The 25,462-nt window shown below is 60.1% G+C and carries 19 protein-coding genes and 1 tRNA gene; 7 read left to right on the top strand and 13 right to left on the bottom strand.

Annotation, left to right across the window (positions count from 1 at the left end):
* Nucleotides 1-31 precede the first annotated feature (31 nt).
* The 5 genes from EXW71_RS15685 to EXW71_RS15705 all read left to right on the top strand — a co-directional run bounded on the left by EXW71_RS15685 (nucleotide 32) and on the right by EXW71_RS15705 (nucleotide 7,623).
* Nucleotides 32-313, top strand: a complete 282-nt coding sequence (locus EXW71_RS15685) for a pyrroloquinoline quinone biosynthesis protein PqqE (protein ID WP_123717293.1) — start codon at nucleotides 32-34, stop codon at nucleotides 311-313.
* Nucleotides 314-564: 251 nt separating this feature from the next.
* On the top strand, nucleotides 565-2,370 hold the full coding sequence (locus EXW71_RS15690) for a phenylacyl-CoA dehydrogenase (RefSeq protein ID WP_134659021.1): 1,806 nt from the start codon (nucleotides 565-567) through the stop codon (nucleotides 2,368-2,370).
* Between the two features lie 202 nt (nucleotides 2,371-2,572).
* Nucleotides 2,573-3,862: a diguanylate cyclase gene (locus EXW71_RS15695; protein WP_123717295.1), complete on the top strand. Its 1,290-nt coding sequence runs from the start codon at nucleotides 2,573-2,575 to the stop codon at nucleotides 3,860-3,862.
* 90 nt (nucleotides 3,863-3,952) lie between these two features.
* Entirely contained in the window at nucleotides 3,953-5,722 is a 1,770-nt protein-coding gene (locus tag EXW71_RS15700) for an acyl-CoA dehydrogenase C-terminal domain-containing protein (protein WP_134659019.1), read from the top strand.
* Nucleotides 5,723-5,844: 122 nt separating this feature from the next.
* Complete coding sequence (locus tag EXW71_RS15705; protein WP_123717297.1) at nucleotides 5,845-7,623, top strand: acyl-CoA dehydrogenase C-terminal domain-containing protein; 1,779 nt, start codon at nucleotides 5,845-5,847, stop codon at nucleotides 7,621-7,623.
* Between the two features lie 226 nt (nucleotides 7,624-7,849).
* Here EXW71_RS15705 and EXW71_RS15710 read toward each other — a convergent pair whose 3' ends face one another.
* Nucleotides 7,850-8,749, bottom strand: coding sequence for a LysR family transcriptional regulator (locus EXW71_RS15710; RefSeq protein ID WP_123717298.1), 900 nt, complete (start codon nucleotides 8,747-8,749; stop codon nucleotides 7,850-7,852).
* A gap of 209 nt (nucleotides 8,750-8,958) precedes the next feature.
* On the opposite strand from EXW71_RS15710, the gene EXW71_RS15715 reads away from it, so the two are divergent.
* Both EXW71_RS15715 and EXW71_RS15720 read left to right on the top strand, forming a co-directional pair.
* Complete coding sequence (locus EXW71_RS15715) at nucleotides 8,959-10,221, top strand: aspartate aminotransferase family protein (RefSeq protein WP_134659017.1); 1,263 nt, start codon at nucleotides 8,959-8,961, stop codon at nucleotides 10,219-10,221.
* A 183-nt stretch (nucleotides 10,222-10,404) separates the two neighbouring features.
* On the top strand, nucleotides 10,405-10,563 hold the full coding sequence (locus EXW71_RS15720) for a YqaE/Pmp3 family membrane protein (protein WP_003228885.1): 159 nt from the start codon (nucleotides 10,405-10,407) through the stop codon (nucleotides 10,561-10,563).
* A 5-nt stretch (nucleotides 10,564-10,568) separates the two neighbouring features.
* On the opposite strand, the gene pqqE is transcribed toward EXW71_RS15720, so the two are convergent.
* From pqqE to rpoD, 12 genes are all read right to left on the bottom strand, one after another.
* Complete coding sequence (pqqE, locus tag EXW71_RS15725) at nucleotides 10,569-11,699, bottom strand: pyrroloquinoline quinone biosynthesis protein PqqE (protein WP_134659015.1); 1,131 nt, start codon at nucleotides 11,697-11,699, stop codon at nucleotides 10,569-10,571.
* A complete protein-coding gene (gene pqqD, locus EXW71_RS15730; RefSeq protein ID WP_003194772.1) occupies nucleotides 11,692-11,967 on the bottom strand; it encodes a pyrroloquinoline quinone biosynthesis peptide chaperone PqqD in 276 nt (91 codons plus the stop codon). Before pqqD ends, pqqE begins: the two co-directional genes overlap by 8 nt.
* Complete coding sequence (pqqC, locus tag EXW71_RS15735) at nucleotides 11,964-12,716, bottom strand: pyrroloquinoline-quinone synthase PqqC (protein WP_060757260.1); 753 nt, start codon at nucleotides 12,714-12,716, stop codon at nucleotides 11,964-11,966. Before pqqC ends, pqqD begins: the two co-directional genes overlap by 4 nt.
* Before the next feature lie 104 nt (nucleotides 12,717-12,820).
* A complete protein-coding gene (pqqB, locus tag EXW71_RS15740; protein ID WP_123717302.1) occupies nucleotides 12,821-13,732 on the bottom strand; it encodes a pyrroloquinoline quinone biosynthesis protein PqqB in 912 nt (303 codons plus the stop codon).
* Between the two features lie 71 nt (nucleotides 13,733-13,803).
* Nucleotides 13,804-13,878 (bottom strand): pyrroloquinoline quinone precursor peptide PqqA, encoded by a 75-nt coding sequence (gene pqqA, locus EXW71_RS15745; protein ID WP_003194766.1) that lies wholly within the window; start codon nucleotides 13,876-13,878, stop codon nucleotides 13,804-13,806.
* Nucleotides 13,879-14,036: 158 nt separating this feature from the next.
* Nucleotides 14,037-16,406 carry a pyrroloquinoline quinone biosynthesis protein PqqF gene (gene pqqF / locus EXW71_RS15750; protein ID WP_134659524.1) on the bottom strand — a complete coding sequence of 790 codons (2,370 nt, stop codon included), beginning with the start codon at nucleotides 16,404-16,406 and terminating at the stop codon, nucleotides 14,037-14,039.
* Nucleotides 16,407-16,465: 59 nt separating this feature from the next.
* Nucleotides 16,466-17,260, bottom strand: coding sequence for a carbon-nitrogen hydrolase family protein (locus tag EXW71_RS15755; protein WP_134659013.1), 795 nt, complete (start codon nucleotides 17,258-17,260; stop codon nucleotides 16,466-16,468).
* Nucleotides 17,261-17,270: 10 nt separating this feature from the next.
* Nucleotides 17,271-18,977 carry an NAD(P)/FAD-dependent oxidoreductase gene (locus EXW71_RS15760; protein ID WP_134659011.1) on the bottom strand — a complete coding sequence of 569 codons (1,707 nt, stop codon included), beginning with the start codon at nucleotides 18,975-18,977 and terminating at the stop codon, nucleotides 17,271-17,273.
* Nucleotides 18,978-19,122: 145 nt separating this feature from the next.
* Nucleotides 19,123-19,569, bottom strand: coding sequence for an Lrp/AsnC family transcriptional regulator (locus EXW71_RS15765; protein WP_123717306.1), 447 nt, complete (start codon nucleotides 19,567-19,569; stop codon nucleotides 19,123-19,125).
* Between the two features lie 86 nt (nucleotides 19,570-19,655).
* Nucleotides 19,656-19,732, bottom strand: a tRNA-Ile gene (locus tag EXW71_RS15770).
* Between the two features lie 15 nt (nucleotides 19,733-19,747).
* Nucleotides 19,748-23,491, bottom strand: a complete 3,744-nt coding sequence (locus tag EXW71_RS15775) for a bifunctional diguanylate cyclase/phosphodiesterase (protein WP_134659009.1) — start codon at nucleotides 23,489-23,491, stop codon at nucleotides 19,748-19,750.
* A gap of 120 nt (nucleotides 23,492-23,611) precedes the next feature.
* Nucleotides 23,612-25,462 carry an RNA polymerase sigma factor RpoD gene (rpoD, locus tag EXW71_RS15780; protein WP_134659007.1) on the bottom strand — a complete coding sequence of 617 codons (1,851 nt, stop codon included), beginning with the start codon at nucleotides 25,460-25,462 and terminating at the stop codon, nucleotides 23,612-23,614.

A 25,462-nucleotide genomic window follows, 5' to 3' on the forward strand; every position in this document is an offset into this window, starting at 1 on the left:
GATCACGATTCTCTAAAGGCAGGCTTACGCCATGGAAATCTCTGGAAGCAGCGCGTTTTATTCGGGGCTGAGCACCATTCAGACCGGGCAGAACCGTGTCGACCAGGCCGCCGGCAACATTGCCAGCGCCGCGACGACCCAGCCCTCGGACGCACAGCGCGACCGTTTGCAAGCCAACGATCGTGCCCAGCCGTCCAACTCGGCGAGCAACATGGTCGAAATGGCCCAAGGCAAGTTTCAAGTGGAGCTGGGGGTAAAAGTCGCCAAGGCTTCGGATGCAATGCTCGGCACCTTGATCGATACCTACGCTTAACCCTTCTTGTTAATACCGGCTTCTTTCTGAAGCCGGTTGCGCTTGCGCAATCCTCCAATCTCTTCTGAACTGTTTGTGGCAACCCGCCGCAGGCCTTGCCGTGCATGGCATTGATTTGTGTCATGACAAATGGCGTCTGGACGATGCTTGACAACCCCAGGTCGTAAACGTATGTTTCAAACACCTGTTTGACCGCCACAACACATCCACGCGGTTGTTCATCCCAGATACATCAGCAGAGGTTTATCGCTATGCCTGACTACAAGGCCCCCTTGCGTGATATTCGCTTCGTTCGTGACGAACTGCTCGGTTATGAAGCGCACTATCAGAGCCTGCCGGCTTGCCAGGACGCTACCCCGGACATGGTTGACGCCATTCTTGAAGAAGGCGCCAAGTTCTGTGAGCAAGTACTGGCTCCGTTGAACCGTGTGGGTGACATCGAAGGGTGCACCTGGAGCGAGTCAGGCGTTAAGACCCCTACTGGTTTCAAAGAAGCCTACAAACAGTTCGTCGAAGGCGGCTGGCCGAGCCTGGCCCACGACGTGGAGCACGGTGGCCAAGGCCTGCCGGAATCCCTGGGGCTGGCAGTGAGCGAAATGGTTGGCGCGGCCAACTGGTCGTGGGGCATGTACCCAGGCCTGTCCCACGGTGCGATGAACACCATCTCCGAGCACGGCACGCCTGAGCAGCAACAGGCTTACCTGACCAAGCTGGTGTCGGGTGAGTGGACCGGCACCATGTGCCTGACCGAACCGCACTGCGGCACCGACCTGGGCATGCTGCGTACCAAGGCCGAACCTCAGGCTGACGGCTCCTACAAAGTCTCCGGCACCAAGATCTTCATCTCGGCCGGTGAACACGATATGGCCGACAACATCGTCCACATCGTACTGGCGCGCCTGCCGGATGCACCGGCCGGTACGAAAGGTATTTCGCTGTTTATCGTGCCTAAGTTCCTGCCGAACGCAGACGGCTCGATCGGTGCGCGCAACGCAGTGACCTGCGGTTCCCTCGAGCACAAGATGGGCATCCACGGCAACGCCACTTGCGTGATGAACTTCGACGGGGCCACCGGTTTCCTGATTGGCCCGGCGAACAAAGGCCTGAACTGCATGTTCACCTTTATGAACACCGCTCGCCTGGGTACCGCGCTGCAAGGCTTGTCCCATGCTGAAATCGGCTTTCAGGGCGGCCTGAAATATGCGCGTGATCGCCTGCAAATGCGCTCCCTGACTGGCCCGAAAGCGCCGGACAAGGCTGCCGACCCGATCATCGTGCACCCTGACGTGCGCCGCATGCTGCTGACCATGAAAGCCTTCGCCGAAGGCAACCGTGCGATGGTGTACTTCACCGCCAAGCAAGTGGACATCGTCAAATACAGCACCGACGAAGACGCCAGGAAACAGGCTGATGGCCTGCTTGCGTTCATGACGCCCATCGCCAAAGCCTTCATGACCGAAGTCGGTTTTGAATCGGCCAACCACGGCGTGCAGATCTACGGCGGCCACGGCTTTATCGCCGAATGGGGCATGGAGCAGAACGTTCGCGACAGCCGCATCTCGATGCTGTACGAAGGCACCACCGGCATTCAGGCCCTGGACCTGCTCGGCCGTAAAGTGCTGATGACCCAAGGCGAAGCGCTCAAGGGCTTCACCAAGATCGTGCACAAGTTCTGCCAGGCCAACGAAGGCAACGAAGCTGTCAAAGAGTTCGTCGCACCGCTGGCGGCATTGAACAAAGAGTGGGGCGAGTTGACCATGAAGGTCGGCATGGCCGCGATGAAAGACCGTGAAGAAGTCGGTGCCGCCTCGGTGGACTACCTGATGTACTCCGGTTACGCGTGCCTGGCTTACTTCTGGGCCGACATGGCACGCCTGGCTGCTGAAAAACTGGCCGCCGGCACCACCGAAGAGGCGTTCTACACCGCCAAGCTGCAGACTGCGCGCTTCTACTTCCAGCGCATCCTGCCGCGTACCCGCACTCACGTTGCAACCATGCTGTCGGGCGCCAACAACCTGATGGACATGAAAGAAGAGGACTTCGGCCTGGCTTACTAAGCCTTACCGGGTTCTGTTGAAACCGCCGCTTCGCTGGAAGCGGCGGTTTTTTATTGGGCGATAAAAAACGCAGCGGAGCACTCAGGGATTGTGGTCGGCTGCCGTTACAGTGATGGCAATGTGATACAGCTCACATTGAATGTGCTTAACTGTGCGCAGTGAAGGCACTGTGCCATCTTCTCGGCGGGTCGGAGCTTTACCCTTGTCACGCGTGTCCGCTGTACGTTTCAGCCATTTTCTCCCTTCATTGCTGCTATTGCTGGCCGGGCTCTCGGCTGCGTATGTCAAAGATCTCAACGTCTTCTTCACCTCGCTGTTCAATGTGCTGCCGACCCTGGTGCTGTTACTCGGTGGTTCGTATTGCGCGGTGTATCGGCGCCAGCGTGAACTGTTCCTGATGATCACGGTGTATATCACCTACTTCTTGCTGGACACCCAGACGGACTTCTACCGCGACAATGGCCGCGTGCGCGAAGACGCCGCCGTGGTGTTTCATCTGTGTTGCCTGTTGTTGCCGCTGTTGTTCAGCATTTACGCGTTGTGGCAGGAGAAAACCCACCTGTTCCGTGACTTCGTCGCCCGGTGTGCGGTGCTGTTCGCCGTGGGCAGCGTTGCGCTGGCACTCGAGCAGAGTTATCCCCAGGCCTTGCTGAACTGGCTGGCGGAAATCCGCTGGCCGGCGCTGCATGGCAGCTGGATGAGCCTGATCCAGCTCTCCTACCCGATGTTCCTGATCGGCTTCGTGACCCTGGCCGCCCAGTACTGGTATCAGCCGCGTCCGTTGCACGCCGCGCAGTTGGTCGGGCTGTTGGGGATGTTCTGGATGCTGCCGCAAACCTTCATCCTGCCGTTTACCCTGAACATCATGTGCAGCCAGGTGATGCTGATGATTGCCGCCGGTGTGGCCCATGAGGCGTACCAGATGGCGTTTCGCGATGAGCTGACCGGCTTGCCCGGGCGTCGCGCGCTCAATGAACGCATGCAGCGACTGGGGCGCAACTATGTATTGGCGATGAGCGACGTCGATCACTTCAAGCGCTTCAACGACACCCATGGCCACGATGTGGGTGACCAGGTGCTGCGGCTGGTCGCCAGCAAACTGTCCAAGGTCAATGGCGGCGGGCGTGCCTACCGTTATGGCGGCGAGGAGTTTGCCGTGGTGTTTGCCGGCAAGACCCTGGATGAATGCATGCCGCACCTGGAGGAGATCCGCGAGATCATTGCCAACTACGACATCAAACTGCGCAACCCGGACCGTCCCCATGACGATCATCAGGGCCGTCAGCGTCGGGCGGGCAGTGGGGCGTCCAGTGTGTCGGTGACCGTCAGCATTGGCGTGGCCGAGCGTCAGGCCGAGCAGCGCACGCCTGAAGAAGTGCTCAAGTCCGCCGATCAGGCACTGTACGCCGCCAAGGGCGCCGGCCGTAACTGCGTGGTCGCGGCCGGGCAGACCCGGCGCGGCGCGGTGCGCATGGAGAGCGCTGCCGGTTGAGTGATGGCGGTGTATTCAGCGGTTCTACAGTGATTGTTTGAGGCGGTGGCCGGCAGTAGGTTGAAACCATCTGCTGCCGGAGACATCGCCATGCCTGACTACAAAGCTCCCCTGCGCGACATGCGCTTTCTGATCGACAACGTGTTTGATTTCCACGGCCATTACGCGGCGTTGGGCGCGACGGATGCCACGCCGGACATGGTCAGTGCGATCCTCGAAGAAGGCGCAAAATTCTGCGAAAACGTACTCGCGCCGCTCAACCGCAGCGGTGATGAAGAAGGCTGCCATTTCGACAATGGCGTGGTTACCACCCCCAAGGGTTTCAAGGAAGCCTTCGCCCAGTACGTGGAAGGCGGCTGGCACGGCGTGGCGGCAGACCCGGCTTACGGCGGCCAGGGCCTGCCGCAGTCCCTCGGCCTGGTGCTGAGCGAGATGATCGGCTCCAGCAACACGTCCTGGGGCATGTACCCCGGGCTGACCCATGGGGCCATGACGGCGATCCATGCCCATGGCACTGATGAGCAGAAAGCCACTTACCTGAACAAACTCACCGCCGGCGAGTGGACCGGCACCATGTGCCTCACCGAAGCCCATTGCGGCACCGATCTGGGCCTGATCAAGACTCGCGCCGTGCCACAGGCGGATGGCAGTTACGCGGTCACCGGCAGCAAGATCTTCATCTCGGCCGGTGAGCACGACATGAGCGCCAACATCATCCACTTGGTACTGGCCAAGCTGCCGGATGCACCGGCGGGCACTAAAGGCATTTCCTTGTTTATCGTGCCCAAGTTCCATGCGGATTCGGGTGAGCGTAACGCGGTGCACTGTGGCTCCATCGAACACAAGATGGGCATCAAAGGCTCGGCTACCTGTGTGCTGAACTTCGACGGGGCCAAGGGCTTTTTGATCGGTGAGCCGAACAAGGGCCTCAACTGCATGTTCACCATGATGAACCACGCGCGGCTGGGTACCGGCATGCAGGGTTTGTGCAACGGTGAAGCGAGTTTCCAGGGCGCAATCAAATACGCCAACGACCGCCTGCAAATGCGCTCGCTGACCGGCGCCAAGGCCCCGGACAAAGCCGCCGACCCGATCATCGTGCACCCCGATGTGCGCCGCATGTTGCTGACCATGAAGGCCTTCAATGAAGGCAACCGCGCACTGACCTACTTCACTGCGCAATTACTCGACACTGCACACCTGAGCAGCGACGCGGGGCAGCGCCAGGAAGCCGAAGACCTGCTGGCGTTTCTCACGCCCATCTGCAAAGCCTTTATGACCGACACCGGGCTTGAGGTGACCAACCACGGCATGCAGATCTTCGGCGGCCACGGTTACATCCGCGAGTGGGGCATGGAGCAACTGGCGCGTGATGCGCGGATTGCGCCGATCTATGAAGGCACCAACGGCATTCAGGCCCTCGACCTGCTGGGGCGCAAGGTCTTGGGTAGCCAGGGCAAGTTGCTGCGCGGGTTTACCAGGATTGTGCATAAATTCTGCGGCGCCAATGCCGAGCACCCGCAACTCAAGGCGTATGTGGCGCAACTCAATCAACTGAACGGCGAATGGGGCGAACTGACCACGAAGGTCGGCATGGCTGCGATGAAGAACCCCGATGAAGTTGGCGCGGCGGCCGTGGATTACTTGATGTACAGCGGCTACGTCATTCTGGCCTATCTCTGGTTGCGTATGGCTATTGCGGCGTTGGTGCACGATGACGCCGACTTCGCCAAGGCCAAGCTGGCCACCTGCGAGTTCTACTTCAAGCGTCTGCTGCCGCGTACCGCTGCCCACCGCGCAGCGGTGGAGGCGGGCAGCGAATGCCTGATGAGTCTGCCCGCGGAGGCATTTGCGCTGTAGTGACTTAAAAATACCAATCAGTCACAAGTGGACCCTATGTGTCTGAAAAGTTGTTCGGGTACACTCGGGGCTCATAAAACCGATCCTATCGAATCACTTTTCACGTTCTCACGAGGTTTGCCATGGCTGATTACAAAGCGCCGCTGCGTGATATGCGCTTCGTCCTCAACGAAGTGTTTGAGGTCGCCAATACTTGGGCCCAATTGCCGGGATTGGCGGACACCGTGGATGCCGAAACCGTTGAGGCCATTCTCGAAGAAGCCGGCAAGGTCACCGCCAAGTCCATCGCGCCGCTCAGCCGCGGTGGCGACGAGCAGGGTTGCCGCTGGGATAACACCGCGGTGTTTACCCCGGACGGCTTTCCACAGGCCTACAAAACCTACGCTGAAGGCGGCTGGGTGGGTGTAGGCGGTGATCCGGTTTTCGGCGGTATGGGCATGCCCAAGGCCGTGTCGGCGCAAGTCGAAGAAATGATCAACTCGTCGAGCCTGGCGTTCGGCCTGTACCCGATGCTGACCTCCGGCGCCTGCGTGTCGATCAACACCCATGCCAGCGAAGAGCTCAAGGCCACTTACCTGCCGAAGATGTATTCCGGTGAGTGGGCAGGCTCCATGTGCCTGACTGAAGCTCATGCCGGTACTGACCTGGGGATGATCCGGACCAAAGCCGAGCCACAGGCGGACGGATCCTACAAGGTCAGCGGTACCAAGATATTCATCACCGGTGGCGAACACGATCTCACCGACAACATTATCCACCTGGTACTGGCCAAGCTGCCGGACGCACCGGCGGGGCCCAAGGGGATTTCGCTGTTCCTGGTGCCTAAGTTCATGGTGAACACCGACGGCAGCCTGGGCGCACGTAACACCGTGAGCTGTGGCTCCATCGAGCACAAGATGGGCATCCAGGCTTCTGCGACTTGCGTGATGAACTTCGATGAAGCCGTGGGTTATCTGGTCGGTGAGCCAAACCGCGGCTTGGCAGCGATGTTCACCATGATGAACTACGAACGTCTTGGCGTGGGTATCCAGGGCTTGGCGTCCGGCGAGCGCTCTTACCAGAACGCGATTGAATACGCCCGCGATCGCCTGCAAAGCCGTGCACCGACCGGCGCCCAGGCCAAAGACAAAATGGCCGACCCGATCATCGTGCATCCGGATGTGCGTCGCATGCTGCTGACCATGAAGGCCGCGAACGAAGGCGGCCGTGCATTCTCCACCTATGTGGCGACGCAGTTGGATATCGCCAAATTCAGCGAAGATGCCGCCGCCCGTGAACGCGCCGATAACCTGGTCGCGCTGTTGACCCCGGTAGCGAAGGCGTTTCTCACCGACCTGGGCCTGGAAACCACCGTACTCGGCCAGCAAGTGTTCGGCGGCCACGGTTACATCCGTGAGTGGGGCCAGGAACAATTGGTGCGTGATGTGCGCATCACCCAGATCTACGAAGGCACCAACGGCATTCAGGCCCTGGACCTGATGGGGCGCAAGATCGTTGGCAGCGGTGGCAAGTTCTACACCCTGTTTGCCGATGAAATCCGACAGTTCATCGCCACGGCGAATGCCGACCTGGGCGAGTTCACCCGCCCACTCAGCGAGGCGGTGGATAACCTGGATGAATTGACCGCCTGGGTGCTCGACCGCGCCAAGACCAACCCGAATGAGATCGGCGCGGCTTCGGTTGAATATTTGCAAGCTTTTGGTTACATGGCTTACGCCTACATGTGGGCACGCATGGCCAAGGCCGCAATGGGCAAGGAATCTGAAGAGGACTTCTACGCCAGCAAACTTGGCACGGCACGTTTTTACTTCGCACGCCTGTTGCCACGCATCCACTCGCTGAGTGCCTCGGTAAAAGCGGGCAGTGAGTCGCTGTTTTTGCTGGATGAGGCGCTGTTCTGAAGGCTTTGAGGGCGTGTAAGCATTCTCTTACATGACGTGCTGCTATTCGTCCTCTATCGCCAAATTGGATCCACCGATAATCTACTTCACATGGACGTCGCGCAGGAAGCGCAAAGCAACAACACGGACACGTAGGATTCTGCCAGGACGGCGGAGTGAAATGGATGTCAGGGAAACAGTCTGCAAAGCCCCGCTTCGGCGGGGTTTTCTTTTGCCCGCGAAAAAGTCAGGCGCTTGCCTGCGGGGCATTCATCACGTCTTCCAGCAGCGTGCGCAACAAGGCCACGGTCGCCTGCTGTCGCTGTAGATCACGGCACACCAACCCCACTTTCAGCGGCACCCTGGGTTCACTCAAGGGTTTCCACAACAACGCCTTGCTGTTGTGTTCGTCCTGGGATCGCCCCGGCAGCACCGTGGCCAGTCTGGTGTGGGGCAGGCTGTCGAGAATGCTCACCATGGTGTTGAGTTCTGCCTGCACTTGCGGACGCCGCCCGAGGTTGGACAGCTGGCCCTGCCAGATCTGGCGCACTTGAAACTCTTCCCCCAACAGCAACATCGGCAACTCCGCCGCCTGCTTCAGCGAGACTTTCTTGAATTCGCGCAAGGGGTGGTCTTCGGGGATCACCACCTTCAACTCATCCTCATACAGCAGCACGCCGTGCAACCCCGGCTGGCGTGGCGGCAGGTAGCTGATGCCGATGTCCAGCGAGCCGTTGAGCAGGCGCCGTTCAATTTCCAGGCCGGTCAGTTCGTAGATTTGCACCACCAAGTGGGGCTGTGCCTTGCGCACGCGCTCCAGCATTTGCGGAACCAGGCTGGTGTGCACCGTCTGCAGCACGCCGATGGCCAAGGTACGCATCGCCTGGCCCTTGAAGTTGCCCAAGGCTTCAACGGCTTGCTGCATGCCATCGATCAGCGGCAAGGCATGGTTGTACAACGTATGAGCGGCCAGGGTGGGTAACAGACGCTTGCTGCTGCGTTCGAACAGGCTCACATCCAAGTGTTGTTCCAACTGACGGATCTGTTGCGACAACGCCGGTTGGGAGATCGACAGCCGTTCAGCGGCACGGCCTACGTGGCCTTCCTCATACACCGCGACGAAATAACGCAGTTGCTTGAAATCCATAAGACTTACTTATCGAAAAAGCTGGAAAATCGAAATGGCCGTTGGCCTCGCAGGCGCCTAGTCTAGCGCCTATTCGCAGGGCTTACAGGGCCGGATCGGGCAATGAACAGCGTTTATCTTGATAGCGTTTACATAGGCAAGGCAAAAAACCTCAAGGCTGTATGGGCACCGTGCACCGATCAAGGTCGGATTGCTATCGGAGGCGAATTGTGAACCTGTTTCGTCGCCCCGCGCCGAGCCTGGACGATCTGATTCTGGACACCGCCGGCAGTACCCCTTCCAGCGAATGCCTGATGCCAGGCGTTGCGCGGCCTGCTCAGGTGTTCGTACGCGGTCAGGGCTCCTGGCTTTGGGATTGCGATGACCGTGCCTATCTGGATTTCAACCAGGGCGGCGCCGCCAACAGCCTCGGCCATAGTCCGCAGGTGCTGATCAAGGCGCTGGCCGAACAGACCCAAACGCTGATCAACCCGGGCATTGGTCTGCACAACCGCACCCAGCTCAATCTCATTGATCGCTTGTGCCAGCGTACCGCCAGCAACCAGGGCTACCTGCTCAACAGCGGCGCGGAAGCCTGTGAAGCCGCAATCAAACTGGCGCGTAAATGGGGCCAACTGCATCGCGGCGGCGCTTATCACATCATTAGCGCCAGCAACGGTTGCCATGGTCGCAGTTTCGCGGCGATGGCGGCCTCGGCGGGCGCTGGGGGCAACCACTTTGCGCCGTCACTGCCTGGCTTCAGCCATGTCCCCTTCAATGACCTGCCTGCCCTGCATGCGGCAGTGGATGCTCAGACGGTCGCCATCCTGCTCGAACCGACCCAGGCCGAAGCCGGCGTGATTCCGGCCACCGAGCATTACCTCAAAGGCGTCGAGCGCCTGTGCCGTGAGCTGGGCATCCTGCTGATTCTTGATGAAGTGCAAACCGGCATCGGCCGTTGCGGCACCTTGCTCGCCGAACAGCAATATGGCGTCAGCGCCGACATCTTCACCCTCGGCAAAGGACTGGGCGGCGGTGTGCCGCTGGCGGCGCTGCTGGCACGCGGCAAAGCCTGCTGCTTTGAAGTCGGCGAGTTGGAGGGCACCCATCATGGTAATGCGTTGATGGCGTCGGCCGGTCTGGCGGTCCTCGATACGGTGCTGGAGCCCGGCTTCCTCGAGCATGTGCGTGAGGCTGGCCTTTACCTCGGTGAAGGCCTCGCTCGCCTGGCTTATCGTTACGATCACGGCCAATTGCGCGGCCAAGGCCTGATGTGGGGCCTGACGTTGTCGGATGATTCTGCGGATGCGGTCGTAAAGGCAGCCCTGCACGAAGGCCTGATCCTCAAGGCCCCGCAACCCGACTGTCTGCGCTTCACTCCGGCCCTGACGGTGAGCAAAAGCAACATAGACGAAATGCTCCTGCGCCTGGCTCGCGCCTTCTCCCGCGTGCGTACCGCGCAGTTGCAATGCCGCAAGGGCATCGCCGTTTAAATCCTTATTCCTGAACCGTCTCGCGGCCTACGCGGAGCCTCCAGCCTGATTCTTTTGGCTGGGGGCGTTTTTTTGTCTGCCCACTGCGCGATGGCCCAATGCCGTATCCCACTGAACCCTCGCAAACCCCCAAGGTCGATTAGCTACACGGCTCACACGAGCCGATTTTCTGGAGCTGACCCTATGGATTTCATTCGTATCATCATCGCCATTCTGTTGCCGCCACTGGGTGTATTTCTGCAAGTGGGTTTCGGCGGCGCGTTCTGGCTGAATATTCTGCTGACCCTGTGCGGCTACATCCCGGGCATCGTGCACGCGGTGTATATCATCGCCAAACGCTGAGGCTCTCAGCCTTTTGCGATGAGCCGTGAGTTGCGCTCATTGCGAAAAGCCAGTTGCTCAATGGTCTGGGTGGCGTGCTCGGCTTCCTCCCTCGCTTGCAGGATGATGCCATGCTGCTCGGACTTGCTGCATACCGGGTCGGCATTGCTGGCATCTCCCGTCAGCATGAAGGCCTGGCAGCGGCAGCCGCCGAAGTCCTTTTCCTTTTCATCACATGAACGGCACGGTTCGGGCATCCAGTCGTAACCGCGAAAGCGATTGAAGCCGAATGAGTCGTACCAGATGTGCTGCATGCTGTGATCGCGCACGTTGGGAAACTGCACCGGCAATTGTCGGGCGCCATGGCAGGGCAGGGCGGTGCCGTCTGGCGTCACTGTCAGAAAGATACTGCCCCAGCCGTTCATGCAGGCTTTGGGGCGCTCCTCGTAGTAGTCCGGGGTGACGAATATCAGCTTGCAGGGGTGCCCTTCGGCTTCCAGCTTGGCGCGGTATTCGTTGGTGATGCGTTCGGCGCGCACCAATTGCTCTCTAGTTGGCAACAACCCCACACGGTTGAGCTGCGCCCAGCCATAGAATTGGCAGGTGGCGAGTTCGACGAAGTCGGCTTCCAACGCGATGCACAGTTCGATGATGCGGTCGATCTTGTCGATATTGTGCCGATGGGTGACAAAGTTCAGCACCATCGGATAGCCATGGGCCTTGACCGCGCGGGCCATTTCCAGCTTTTGCGCGAAGGCTTTTTTCGAGCCGGCCAGCAGGTTGTTCACCTGTTCATCGCTGGCCTGGAAGCTGATCTGGATATGGTCCAGGCCGGCCTTCTTGAAGTCGCTGATTTTCTGCTCGGTAAGACCGATGCCGGAGGTGATCAGGTTGGTGTAGAACCCCAACTGGCGCGCTTCGGCGATCAGCTCGGCGAGGTCTTGGCGCACCAGCGGTTCACCGCCGGAAAAGCCCAGTTGTGCCGCCCCCATTTCCCGCGCTTCGCGAAACACCTTGATCCACTGCGCGGTGCTCAGCTCCTTGCCTTGCTCGGCAAAGTCCAATGGGTTGGAGCAATACGGGCATTGCAGCGGGCAGCGGTAAGTCAGCTCGGCGAGCAACCACAGCGGCAGGCCGACAGCGGGTTTCTCAGGCAAGGGTGATCCAGTGCTCGGCACGGGCGACCTCCATGAATTGCTCGATGTCGTCACCGAGCTCAGGTACACCGGGGAATTGTTTATCCAGCTCGGCAATGATGGCCGCGACGTCACGCTCGCCGTCGATCAAACCACCGATCAATGCGGCACTGTCGTTGAGCTTGATCATGCCTTCGGGATACAGCAGCACATGGCCTTTTTGCGCGGGTTCGTACTGGTAGCGATAGCCCTGGCGCCAGGTCGGTTTTTTGCTGCGATCAAAGCTCATAGGGTGATCCCTTTATGCCATACCCGTTGCTCGGTCACGCTGTGATAGGGCGGGCGGTTGAGTTCATAGGCCATGCTCATGGCGTCCAGCATGCTCCACAAAATATCCAGTTTGAACTGAAGTATTTCCAGCATGCGCTCCTGGCCCTCACGGGTGGTGTAGTGCTGCAGGGTAATTGCCAGCCCATGCTCCACGTCGCGACGGGCTTGGCCCAGGCGGGTACGGAAATACTCGTAGCCGGCCGGATCGATCCACGGGTAATGCTGCGGCCAGCTGTCGAGGCGCGACTGGTGGATCTGAGGGGCGAACAGCTCGGTCAGCGAACTGCTGGCGGCTTCTTGCCAACTGGCGCGGCGGGCGAAGTTGACGTAGGCATCGACCGCAAAACGCACACCGGGCAACACCAGTTCCTGGGAGCGCAGTTGATCGGGGTCCAGACCGACGGCCTGGCCGAGACGCAGCCAGGCTTCGATCCCGCCGTCTTCGCCGGGGGCGCCGTCGTGGTCAAGCAGGCGTTGAATCCACTCGCGACGGATCTCACGGTCCGGGCAGTTGGCCAGGATCGCCGCGTCTTTCAGCGGGATATTCACCTGATAGTAGAAGCGGTTGGCAACCCAGCCCTGGATCTGCTCGCGGGTGGCGCGGCCTTCATACATCGCCACATGGTAGGGGTGATGGATATGGTAGAAGGCGCCTTTGGCCCGCAGGGCTTTTTCAAATTCTGCGGTGTTCATCGGTCTTTCAGTCATAAGAGGTCTCCTGCAGGAGCGAGCTTGCTCGCGAAGGTCGTTAACGATGACGGGGGCATTCTGAATGAGCGCGGTGCCCTTGGATTTCGCGGGCAAGCCTGCTCCTACAGTTCGATGCTCATGCCGTCGTAAGCTACTTCGACATTGCGTCGCACCAATTCCGCCCGCTCGGGAGAGTCCTCATCGAGGATCGGATTGGTGTTGTTGATGTGGATAAGTACCTTGCGCTGTTCAGGCAACTGCGCAAGCACTTCGAGCATGCCGCCGGGGCCGTTCTGGGCCAAGTGGCCCATCTCGCGGCCGGTGCGGGTACCGACGCCACGGCGCTGCATTTCATCGTCATCCCACATTGTGCCGTCCACCAGCAGGCAATCGCTGCCGGCCATGATCTCCAGCAGCGGTGCGTCGACCTTGCCCAGGCCCGGGGCGTAGAACAGTTTGCCGCCGGTGCGCAGGTCTTCGACGATCAGGCCGATGTTGTCGCCCGGGTGTGGATCGAAGCGGTGTGGCGAGTAGGGCGGCGCGGCGCTGCGCAGTGGCAGTGGGGTAAAGCGCAGGTTTGGGCAGGCCGGGACAGTGAAGCTTGTGTCCAGCTCGATGCGGTTCCAGGCCAGGCCGCCGTTCCAATGGGTGAGCATGGTGAACAGCGGAAAGCCGGTGCTCAAATCTTCGTGGACCATGTCGGTGCACCACACCTGGTGCGGGCAACCTTCGCGCAGGCTCAGCAGGCCGGTGGTGTGGTCGATCTGGCTGTCCATCAGGATGATTGCGCTGATGCCGGTGTCGCGCAGGGCACGGCCGGGTTGCATCGGAGCGAAGCCCTGGAGTTGCGCGCGGATATCCGGCGAGGCATTGCACAGTACCCAGTTCACGCCATCGTCGGAGATCGCGATGGACGACTGGGTACGCGCCTGAGCCTTGAGGCTGCCATCACGAAAACCTGCGCAGTTCACGCAGTTGCAGTTCCACTGTGGGAAGCCACCGCCGGCGGCGGAACCTAGAATCTGGACAAACATGGTCGCTCCATCAAGCAAAGCTCAAAACAAAAACGCCCCGGGCGAACCGAGGCGTTGTATTACCCAGCGGATTAACGGCTGGCGAAGTACATGGTGACTTCGAAACCGATGCGCAGATCAGTGTAAGCAGGTTTGGACCAGGTCATATTCATACTCCTACCAAAGGATGGGACGTTCACTACCAACTAATACATATAGTCCACCTCCTGTCGGAGATGTTCAGATACTGCGTATGAATATTACGCAATTCTTTTCAAGTTAGCGCTGTCTCCAAAGAAAAAGCCTGTTGCAGGCTCGGCAATGATCAGCCTGCCGTTTGCCAGCCGTCGTTGATGCTTGGGCCGTTGGCGACACAGCGCCAGCCGCCTGAGGCCGTGTTGAGTTGCTGGGCGGCGTGCAGTAAATCCTTACGCGTGCGGGTTCGGATGAGTTGTTGAAGCTGCTCCAGATAGCCTGACGGATGGCCAGCCAACCGGGCGTGCCAAAGCTGCTCGGCGGCTTGGGCGACAGAGAGTGCCGTGAGCTGCTGTGCCAGATCCTCGCAACCCAGATCGGCGCTGCCCTCGATCAACGATGGCAGCTGTCTCAGGAATGTTTGCAGGTGCTCGACGATGTTGGCGAGGGAAACGCTGGGGGATTGCACGCCAAACAGCAGCCCGGTCTGCCCGTTGATCTGCCGGATGCCGCTGAATACGGCGTAGCCGACTTGCAGTTCGACGCGCAGGCGTTGATAGAAAGGCGTCTGCAGCAGATGCCCGAGCAGACGCCATGCGGCTTCGTCCGCCATGGATTGGGTCGGTGCAGGGCAAAACAGCAGTAAAGCCGCTTCGCTGGACGCTGTTTTCACCGCGTGCCAGAGGTGCTGACCACCAATCGACTGGGATGGGCACTCGATGGTCGCCGGCTGCCCAGGCAGGCGGGCGGCAGCGGTTTTGATCAGGGCTTCGCACGCGGCGGGCAACCCCAGGCCCAATCCCTGCCAACGCGCGGTGTCCCACGATACCGGCATCTCGCCGGCCGGCGGGCAAGCACCGGCACAGCAAGCAGGAAGCGCCTTGAGCAGTTCTCGGATGGCAATCAGCGGCGCTGCGTTGGAGGGCTTCAAGGCTTGCGCGGGCAGGCTCAGATTGTGCGCCAATGCTTCGAGCACGGCCGGCATCGGTTCGTGGAGGCCGGTCATTTTCACCAACCAGTCATTGGCGAGGGTTTCGAACGACAATTCGACGCCCGCCTGATGGGCGTTCTCCCGTAACGATTGCAGGGCGTTTTCCAGCCCGGCAGGTACGCTTGAATCAAACCGCCAATTCAGATACAGCGCACCCTCATCGGTGTCATCGGCCAAGGCTTTGTTGAATGTCAGCGCCGACACCTCGCGTCGTCCTCGGGAACGATCCTGGGCAAAGGTACGCAAGCCCCGATGGGCGCTGGTCTGGCCGCGAATCAGCCCGGCGCGCTCCTCTTTGACGGGCGGGCGCAGGAAGGGGTTGTTGGGGGGCAACTGCCAAGTGTGCCGAGCGGGCTCCAGATGCAGTGAGTCAAGCAGGGCCTTCAACGCAGTGACGCTGTGCTCCGACAGCTCTTCGCTTTCGTGCCGTGCTAATTCCAGGGCGCCCTGGACCTGAAGTTGGCGCGCCGCCAGCAGGGCGAACTCTTCGCGCAGTGATGACCAGTCACTGTGTGCGAAAAAGCTCAGCCAGTCGTACAGCAATGTCTCGATCTGCGCCGCCGAGTCAGCGTGAATGCCCAGAACAAAGTCGATATCCAGCAGCGCTTGCCCGGCGAACTGATACATCACGCGAGCATGCAGTGCGCTGACCAGCTTTCGGGTTTTCAGTTCAGCCAGCAACCCGCCGGGCGCCGAGGTGTTGAGCCAGGCACAGAGAAAATCCAGGGCCTGGCGTGGTACGTCGCAGGCAATGACGTGGTGCAGGTGACCATCGGCGGTGTGCCAATAGCTTCGGGCCTGGCCAGGCATCAGTGCAGGCGCAGCGGCCTGCGGGCGCCGTTCCCCCGAGGTCAGTTGTTCGCCGAACCGACGTGCCAGGGCTTCTAGTTCTTCCAATGGCTGAGGGCCGGCAAGGCTCAGGGTCATCTGCCCGCTCTGATAGAAATCGGCGTGGAATTGCTTCAGCGCTTGCTGAAACGACGCGCTTTCTACAGCCAGGCTGTCGCGATTACCGGCATGAAAACCACGCAGCGGATGATCATCGGCCAGGCCTTCCAGCAATGCCACCTGCCGTTGCGCCTCGGCATCCTGGGACCAGGCGACAAACTCTGCGTGCACCACTTCGCGTTCACGCAGTTGGTCTTCAATTGCCAGGCGCGGATGAGCCAGCATCTCGGCCAGCCGCTCCAGCCCATCGGCAAAGGTCGACATCGGCAACTCGAAAAAGAAGTCGGTGGTGCGCTCACGGGTGCTGGCGTTGACCTGACCACCGTGACGCTGCACGTAGGCCATCAAGCCTTCGCTCGCGGGAAAGCGCTCGTTGCCCAGGAACAACAAATGCTCAAGAAAATGCGCCAGCCCCGGCCACGCCAAGGGCACATCGTGGCTGCCGGCGGCAACCCGCACGACGGCGGCGCAACGCCTCAAGCGGGATGCATGACGCAAAGAAACCCGCAAGCCATTAGCCAGGGTCAGATGACGATGATGGGGGTAGGCCGGCGCAGGCATGGACACTTCCGAAACGTAGGATGTGGCCATGTTAACAAACCGCCGGCAAACCGGCTGGCTCAGGGCTCGTTCAGCATGCCGTAGAGCTCCGGGCGACGGTCCTGCAAATAGTGATTGGCCGCGCGGGCATCAAGGATCGCCTGGTGATTCAGCTCACCCACAATCAAGGCTTCATCCAGCCCGGCCTGGGCGATTCGCTGGCCATTCGGCGCGGCAATGCTGCTTTGCCCACAATACTGAATCTCGTCTTCATGCCCACAATAGTTGGCGTAGGCCACGTAGCACTGGTTTTCGAAAGCCCGCGCCCGCACGGTGACGTCGGCGACAAAGTCGAACGGCACCATATTGGCGGTGGGTACCAGGATCAACTGGGCACCGGCCAAGGCCAGGCGTCGGGTATTTTCCGGGAACTCCAGGTCGTAGCAGATCAGGAAGCCCAGCTTCCATCCATTCAATTCCACCAGCGGGAAATCGTCTTCCCCGGCGCTGAACATCGAGTGGTCCAGATCACCGAACAGGTGAGTCTTGCGGTAGTTGCACAGGCGCTGACCGTTGGCGTCGATCAATTGCACGGCGTTGTAGATCTGCCCGTCGTCGGCGCGCTCCGGGTAGCCGTACAGAATCGCCAGCCCGGCGCTTCTGGCAAATGTAGCAATCGCCTGCGCCGACGCGCCGTCCTGGGCTTCTGCCAGCGCACCAACGGCTTTGGCGCCGATGTTGTAGCCGCTGAGGAACATTTCCGGCAGCACCAGCAGATCGGCACCCGCCGCCTCGTGTGCCAGTTGATGCAGGCGCTTGAGGTTGCCGGCCACATCCAGCGGTCGTGGTGGGCATTGGTATAGGGCGACGCGCATGTTGAACTCCTTAATCCGCCAGGGCGATCGGCCCGATTTCGTCAAATACATCACCCGGGCCTGGGTTTTCCGGATGAGTACTGCCGCCGAAGTGGGTCATGATGCCCCACACCGCGTTCAGCGAGGTCTGAACCGCGCCTTCCACCCAGGCCGGGGTCCACGACACGTCGTCGCCGGCGATAAAGATCCCACGTTGTTCGGCGGGCATGTCCTTCTGCATGAAGTGCGCATACATCCGCTGGTTGTAGCGATAGTGCCCGGGCAACGCGCCTTTGAAGGCACCGAGGAAATGCGGGTCGGCTTCCCAGGACACGGTGATCGGGTCGCCGATGATGCGCGCCTTGATGTCGACTTTCGGGTAAATCTTCTTCAGGGCGTCGAGGGCCAGCTTCACGCGTTTATCGATGGGCTGCGGCAGCATTTTCAGCGCGTCGCTCATCCACGAATACGATAGGCAGATAACCCCCGGTTTATCGTCACCGTTGTCGAACAGGTAAGTGCCACGGGTCAGGCGATCGGTCAGGGTCATGCTCATCAGGTCGCGGCCGGTTTCCGGGTCTTTGTCTTTCCAGAATGGCCGGTCGACCATCACAAAGGTCTTCGACGATTGCATGTAGCGGGTACGGTCGAGGGCCATCCACATCTTTTGCGAGAACAAGGTTTCATCGCACTCGATCTGAGTGGTCAGCAACCAGCTTTGGCAGGTGGTCAGCACAGCGGCGTATTCGCGGGTGTCGCCGTAGTTGTCCGTCACTGCGAAACGGCCGTCGGCCGCGTGGGCAATACGCTTCACACCGGCCCGTGGCGCGCCCCGGTGCAGCGAGCTGAGGCTGGTGCCTGCCGGCCAATGGGCGCAGCGTTCCGGCACATGACGCCAGATGCCCATGGGCACCTGCGCCACACCGCCAACGACGAGGTGTTGGTGGTCGTCGCAGTTGGTCATGACTACGCGGAAGATCTCCAGCATGGAGTTGGGGAAGTCCGAATCCCAGCCACCGGTGCCGAAGCCCACTTGCCCGAACACTTCGCGGTGCAGGAACGACAGCTTGGCGAAGGCTTTGGAGGTGGCGACGAAGTCGTAGAAGGTGCGGTCGTCCCACAGTGGCACCAGCTTATTCCACAGCTCCTTGAGGCGTGGTACGTCGCGATCGCGAATAGCTTGTTGGATATCACCGAACTGCGAGCCGTCTTCCAACGCATCGGCCCAGGCGTCGGCCACTTCCTGGAACAGCGCCGGCAGGTCGGAGAGTTTTTGCGCGTAATGGGTCTGGCCCTCGAGGTCGATCACGGTGCTGCCGGAGGCCGGGGTCAGCGGGTTGGGGAAGGGTTTGGTTTCCAGACCCAGCTTGTCCACATAGTGGTAGAACGCGGTGGACGACACCGGGAAACGCATGCCACCCAGCTCGGCGATGATGCCCTCGGTGCCTTCAAACGCTTGGGAGCGCAAGCGGCCACCCATCTTCGAGGCTTCGTACACCACGGGTTTCAGGCCCAGCTTCATCAGCTCGTAAGCAGCCACCAGCCCGGCGATCCCGGCGCCGACAATGGCGACTTCAGCGCCATGATGGGCGACGGGAATACTGCCCAGCCCGGCGGGGTGTTCGATCCAGTCATCAAAGGCAAACGGAAAGTCCGGGCCGAAGACGGTGATGGGCTTTTTGCCGTCTGCAGGGTGACGATTGTTCTTGTGGAAAGTCTTCTTGTTGGATTCGTTCATGGCAAACCTGGCTGGCGACTCGGCGGACATGTCCCGCTGAGTATAGGAAAAGATGGCAGCCAGTTTAGGGAGCGCAGCGTTCGTTAATAAGACGCAAAGTGTCGTCGAATTGGAACATTTTCAGTCAAAGTGACGAAGTCGATGGTCAGATTGGCTGGCCGCGGTCCAATTTACTGCTGAGGATGATAGAGGTGGTGGTTTTCTCAACGCCGTCTACGCTGCCGATCTGGTCCAGCAATTGGTCCAGTTGCTCCGGCGAATCGGTGCGCAGCCACGCCACATAATCGAACTCACCGCTGACCGCACACAACTGTTGGACCTGCGCCATGGCGCTTAGCCTGCGCAACACTTCCTTGCCCGAGCGCGCTTGCACGGTAATGCCCACATAGGCCTGCAAGCCGCCGTCCACCACCCGCTGGCCCAGGCGCACACCGTATCCGGTAATCACCTGGGTCTTCTCCAGACGTGCCAGGCGCGACGTCACGGTCGTGCGTGCAATACCGAGCTGCCGGGCAAGCATGGCCACACTTTCACGAGCGTTGATCTGCAGGGCGGCGATCAGTTGGCGGTCGATTTCATCGAGGACGGGCAAAGTGGGCACTCCAGTGCGGGCGGCAATGGGCTACATGTTACAGACTTCCAGACACACAAAAGCCGCGCAATGCGCGGCTTTGGAGTTGGTGGGCCCACACGGACTTGAACCGTGGACCAAAGGATTATGAGTCCTCTGCTCTGACCAACTGAGCTATAGGCCCTTAACAGGTCGCGGATTATAACGATGGTTTCTCCGCTGTGCCATCCGAAAACTCTGAAACACGCAGGTGAAGGTGGCTCGCGGCGAAAAGCTCCGGCGGCTGGGGCAGGCTGACGATGTAGCCTTGCATCTGCTCGCAGCCCTCTGCGGCCAGGAAGGCTTGTTGCGCGGGGTTTTCCACGCCTTCGGCGATGATGGTGAATTGCATGCTGTGGCCCAGGGCGATGATGGCGCGCACGATGGCGGCATCGTGAGGGTCATCGGGCAGGCCGCGCACGAAGGACTGGTCGATCTTCAGGAAGTCCAGCGGCAGGCGTTTGAGGTAGCTGAGGGACGAGTAGCCGGTGCCGAAGTCATCAATTGCCAACTGTACGCCCAGGCGTTTGAGTTGATGCAACACTTCCAGCGCTTCTTCGGCCTGGCTCATGATGAAGTTCTCGGTGATCTCCAATTGCAGGCGCCCCGGCTCCAGGCGGTAATCGCGTAGCAACTGTTCGATGCGCCCCAACAGGTTGGGGTGACGCAACTGTGCGCCGGCGAGGTTTACCGAGAGCGGGCCAAAGTCTTCGAAGTTTTCTTTCCATATGTGCATCTGGCGGCAGGCTTGTTCCAGGACCCAATCGCCAATCTGCAGGATCATGCCGTTCTCTTCGGCCAGGGCAATGAAGTGTTCGGGAGGCACATCACCGAAGGTTGGGTGATGCCAGCGGATCAGGGCTTCGGCGCCGATTATTTCGTGCGTCGAGAGGCTGAGTTTTGGTTGGTAATAGAGGCTCAGTTCGTCGCGCTCCATGGCGCGGCGCAATTCGTGTTCCAGCGCTACGCGCTCGTTGGCTTGGGCGGTAAGGTCGCGGGTGTAGCTTTCGACCCGGTTGCGCCCCTTGGCCTTGGACCGGTACATCGCGGCGTCGGCATTTTTGACCAGGGTGGCGACATCGGTGCCGTCCTGGGGGTACAGGCTGGTGCCGATGCTGGCACTGATAAAGAACTCGTGTTCCCCGGCCTGGAACGGCGGGGTGAAGCAGGCAAGCAGCTTATTGGCCAGGTGCTGGGCATCGCTGGCTTGCTGCAGGCCGGGCAGCAGGATGATGAATTCGTCACCGCCCAGCCGGGCTACGGTGTCGATATCGCGCAGTTGCTCCTTGAGGCGCACGGCAATGCCTTTGAGCAGCAGGTCGCCGATGGGATGGCCGAGGCTGTCATTGATGTGCTTGAAACGGTCCAGGTCGAGGAAAAGGACCGCGCCCTGGTTGCCGGTTTCCTGTTGGTTGTTGAGCGCCGCCTGCAAGCGGTTTTCAAACAGTGTACGGTTGGGCAGGCCGGTCAGCGGGTCATGGTGGGCCTGGTAGTCGAGGCGTGCCTGGGCGTGCTTGAGGCTGGAAATGTCAGCAAACACTGCGACGAAGTGGGTGACCAGTTGCTCGCGGTTGCGCACGGCACTGATGGTCAGCCAACTGGGGTACAGCTCGCCGTTCTTGCGGCGGTTGGATATCTCGCCCTGCCAATGCCCCTGAGCCGTCAACTGATGCCACATCGCCGCGTAGAACGCGCTGTCGTGCAGGCCGGAGGCGAGCAGGCGCGGAGTATGGCCCAAGGCTTCGGCTTCGCTGTAGCCGGTGATTTCGCTGAAGGCGCGGTTTACCGCGCTGATGTTCTGGCGGGTGTCGGTGATTAATACACCTTCGGCGGTACTTTCGAACACCGTGGCGGCCTGTTGCAGCTTTTCCTGCATGGCCTGGCGTTCGGTGATGTCGCGGGCGATGGTCAACATGCAATCTTCATCGCCGATGGGTAGCGGGCGGCTGGACAATTCGCACAGGCGAATCAGGCCGTCGGCGCGGCGGATATGGCAGATGAAGTCGCGGACAAACCCGTCGCGCTGCATCAGTTCCAACATATGCTTGCGCTCGTTGAGGTCGACCCAGATGCCCAGATCCAGGACCGACTGGTCGAGTGATGTCGCGCTGGTGAAGCCGGTCAGGCGGCTGAAGCCCTCGTTCACTTCAATCAACAGGCCATCGCGTTGGCGGCTCAGCAGCAAACCATCCGGGGAGGCATGGAACGCCTTGGCGAATTTCTCTTCGGAGGTCTGCAGTCGTTGTTGGGTTTCTTTGAGTTGGCTGATGTCACGCACCACCACCACCAGCGCCGCAGTGGTGTCGAGTTGAAAAGGCTCGGCCGAGATCAGGCCGGTGAACGCCTGGCCATTGCTGCGCAAGAAGGGCATTTCCAAGTTGCGGATGCTGGTGTTCTGCAGCCGTTGCAGCAGATCGGGCCCCACGCCTTGAATACCCCAGATATTCAGCTCGGTAGCGGTTTTGCCGATGACCTCCTCGGCCTTCAGGCCAATTTGGTCCTCGAACGCTTTGTTGACCTCCAGCAGGCAGCCATCGGACATCCTGGCGATCACCAGGATGTCCGGGCATTGCTGGAATACTGAGGCAAACTTCTGCTCGGACAGTTGCAACGCTTCTTCGGTGCGCTTGGCTTCGCTGATGTCGATCATCAGGCCGCGCAGCACCGGCTCATGACCGTGTTCGATCAGGCTGACAATGTCGCGCACCCACAGGCAGCGGCCGTCGGCGGTGATCACCCGATAATCCACGCTGTGGTCGCGGTTGGCGCGGGTTTCGCGGTAGCAATAGGCTTCGGTGCGCGTCAGGTCGGCGGGGTGGATAATGTTGCGCCAGAAGCCGGGAATCAGCCAGTGGGCGCGGGGATAGCCCAGTAGGTCTTCGGCATGGGGCGACACGTAGCTGTAGGTGAAATCGGTGATGCTGGCTTCCCAGGCAATCGCCGACAAGCTCTCCACCAGGCCGCGATAATGGTATTCGCTGCTACGCAATTCCTGTTCGAGGGCGACTCGGCGGGAAATCTCCGAGCTGAGCCGGCGATTGATCCGAATCACGATGGCCAGTACGGTGCTCAGCAGCAACACAGCGGGCAGGCCGTACATCAGCAGGTCGGCCCAGAATGTACGGTGATCAGTGACGCTGCCTACCCAGTGTTGCTGGATTGCGTCGGTTTCATCGGGACTCAGGTCGGCGAGCACCTTGTCCAATATACCCACCAGTATTTTTTCATCCCGTGGGACGCCCATCGCCAACTGATAGCGGTAGGGCGTTTCGCCGCTCACGTATAAGCCATCAAGCTTGAGTTGGCGCAGGCTCCAGACACTGGAAGCCAGGTCGCCGACCACGGCATCCACCTCGTCGGTGGCCAGGGCCTGCAGTGTCGAGCTGACATTGGGCATCGCCACCAGGTTGAGGTCGGGGTGGTGGGTGCGCAGCAATTCATGGGGGGCGTAGTTCTCCACCACGGCAATCTTCAGCCCGTAGAGGTCCTTGAGGTCGCGTGGTTTAGCACCACCTTCATGGGCGAGGATAACGATGGGGAAGTCTAGATAAGGGCGCGTGAAGGCCATGTAGCTTTGCCGCTCCGGGGTGGACATGATGCCGGGCAGCAGGTCGAGCTGATTGTTTTTGGCCTGCTCCAGCACGGCGGTCCAGTTTGCCGGCTCGATCAGTTTGACCCGCACGCCCAGGCGATCCTGGATCAGGCGCACATAGTCGGCAGCCAGTCCCTGGTAGCGACCATCTTCGTCGCGATATTCGAAGGGGGGCCAAGAGGCATCCACCCCCAGGCGCAGCTCCTGATGGTCCGACAGCCAGCTACGCTCATCATCAGAAAGAGTCAACGCGCCAGCCGTTGCGGTCCAGGTCAGCAGCGACAGCAGTAACACAGTCGGCAGTCTGGGCATAACGGTCTCGTTATGGCACGGGGAATGTTTCGAGTGTAGACGGGCATTGCGGGGGAGGGGGATTGCAGGGGATTTTTCTGTAGAAAGCAAAACCCCCGGCCTGGGCCGGGGGTTCTGGTATCACTCGTCGAGGAAGGAGCGCAGATGCTCGCTTCGCGTCGGGTGGCGCAACTTGCGCAGTGCCTTGGCTTCGATCTGACGGATCCGCTCACGGGTCACGTCAAACTGCTTACCGACTTCCTCAAGGGTATGGTCGGTATTCATGTCGATGCCGAAACGCATGCGCAGTACCTTGGCTTCACGTGCCGTGAGGCCGGACAGTACGTCGCGAGTCGCTTCTTTAAGGCTCTCAACGGTAGCGACATCGATTGGCGACTGCATGGTCGAGTCTTCGATGAAGTCACCCAGGTGGGAGTCTTCGTCATCACCAATCGGCGTTTCCATGGAGATCGGCTCTTTAGCGATCTTCAATACCTTACGGATTTTATCCTCAGGCATTTCCATGCGTTCGCCCAGCTCTTCCGGGGTCGGTTCGCGACCCATTTCCTGCAACATCTGCCGGGAAATACGGTTGAGCTTGTTGATGGTCTCGATCATGTGCACCGGAATACGGATGGTGCGGGCCTGGTCGGCGATCGAGCGAGTGATCGCCTGACGGATCCACCAGGTGGCATAAGTCGAGAACTTGTAGCCGCGACGGTATTCGAACTTGTCCACGGCCTTCATCAAGCCGATGTTGCCTTCCTGGATCAGATCGAGGAATTGCAGGCCGCGGTTGGTGTACTTCTTGGCGATCGAGATCACCAGACGCAAGTTCGCTTCAACCATCTCTTTCTTCGCGCGGCGGGCTTTGGCCTCACCGATCGACATGCGACGGTTGATGTCCTTGATTTCAGCAATAGTCAGGCCGGTTTCGGTCTCAAGCGCGGTCAGCTTTTGCTGGCAGCGGATGATATCCGGTTGCAGGCGACCAATGGCTTCGGCGTATTTCGCCTTGCCCTTGGCCAGTGCATCGGTCCAGCTTTCATCAACTTCGTTGCCCGGGAACTGGCGCAGGAAGTCGGCGCGCGGCATGCGTGCATCACGTACACACAATTGCATGATTGCGCGTTCCTGAGCACGAAGACGCTCAAGTGCACTGCGAACGCGTTCAACCAGGCCTTCGAATTGCTTCGGTACCAGCTTGATCGGCATGAACAGCTCGGCCAGGGCCAACAGTTCGGCAATTGCCTGCTTGTTGGTGCGACCGTGCTTCTTCAAGGCCTTGCGGGTGATTTCCATTTGATCGGAAACCGCACCGAAACGCTGGGCAGCAATGACCGGGTCCGGACCGCTTTCGGCTTCTTCTTCGTCGTCGCTGCTGGCTTCAGCATCGTCGTCGTCGGTGTCGTCGTCCGCTTTCGCAGCCTTGGCATCGACAGGCGGCGGTACTTCGGCAGCAGGCGGCGTAATGCCGTCGTCCGGGTCGATATAACCGCTCAGGACGTCGGACAGGCGGCCACCTTCGGTGGTGACGCGGTTGTACTCGGAGAGAATGTGGTCAACCGTGCCAGGGAAGTGCGCGATTGCGCCCATCACTTCACGGATACCCTCTTCGATACGCTTGGCGATTTCAATTTCGCCTTCGCGTGTCAGCAGCTCGACGGTACCCATTTCACGCATATACATGCGCACAGGGTCGGTGGTACGACCGATATCGGTCTCCACGGCAGCCAGCGCGGCAGCCGCTTCTTCAGCGGCAGCCTCGTCGGTATCGGCGTCCGCCAGCATAAGGGAATCCTTATCCGGCGCAGCTTCGAATACGTTGATCCCCATGTCGTTAATCATGCGGATGATGTCTTCCACCTGCTCTGGATCTGAAATATCCTCAGGCAGGTGGTCGTTGACCTCCGCGTAAGTCAGGTAACCCTGCTCACGACCAAGAACGATCAACTCTTTGATACGAGACTGCTGTTGCGCTTTTCCGGACAT

The organism is Pseudomonas sp. BCA17 (assembly GCF_004519405.1).
Classification (GTDB): domain Bacteria; phylum Pseudomonadota; class Gammaproteobacteria; order Pseudomonadales; family Pseudomonadaceae; genus Aquipseudomonas.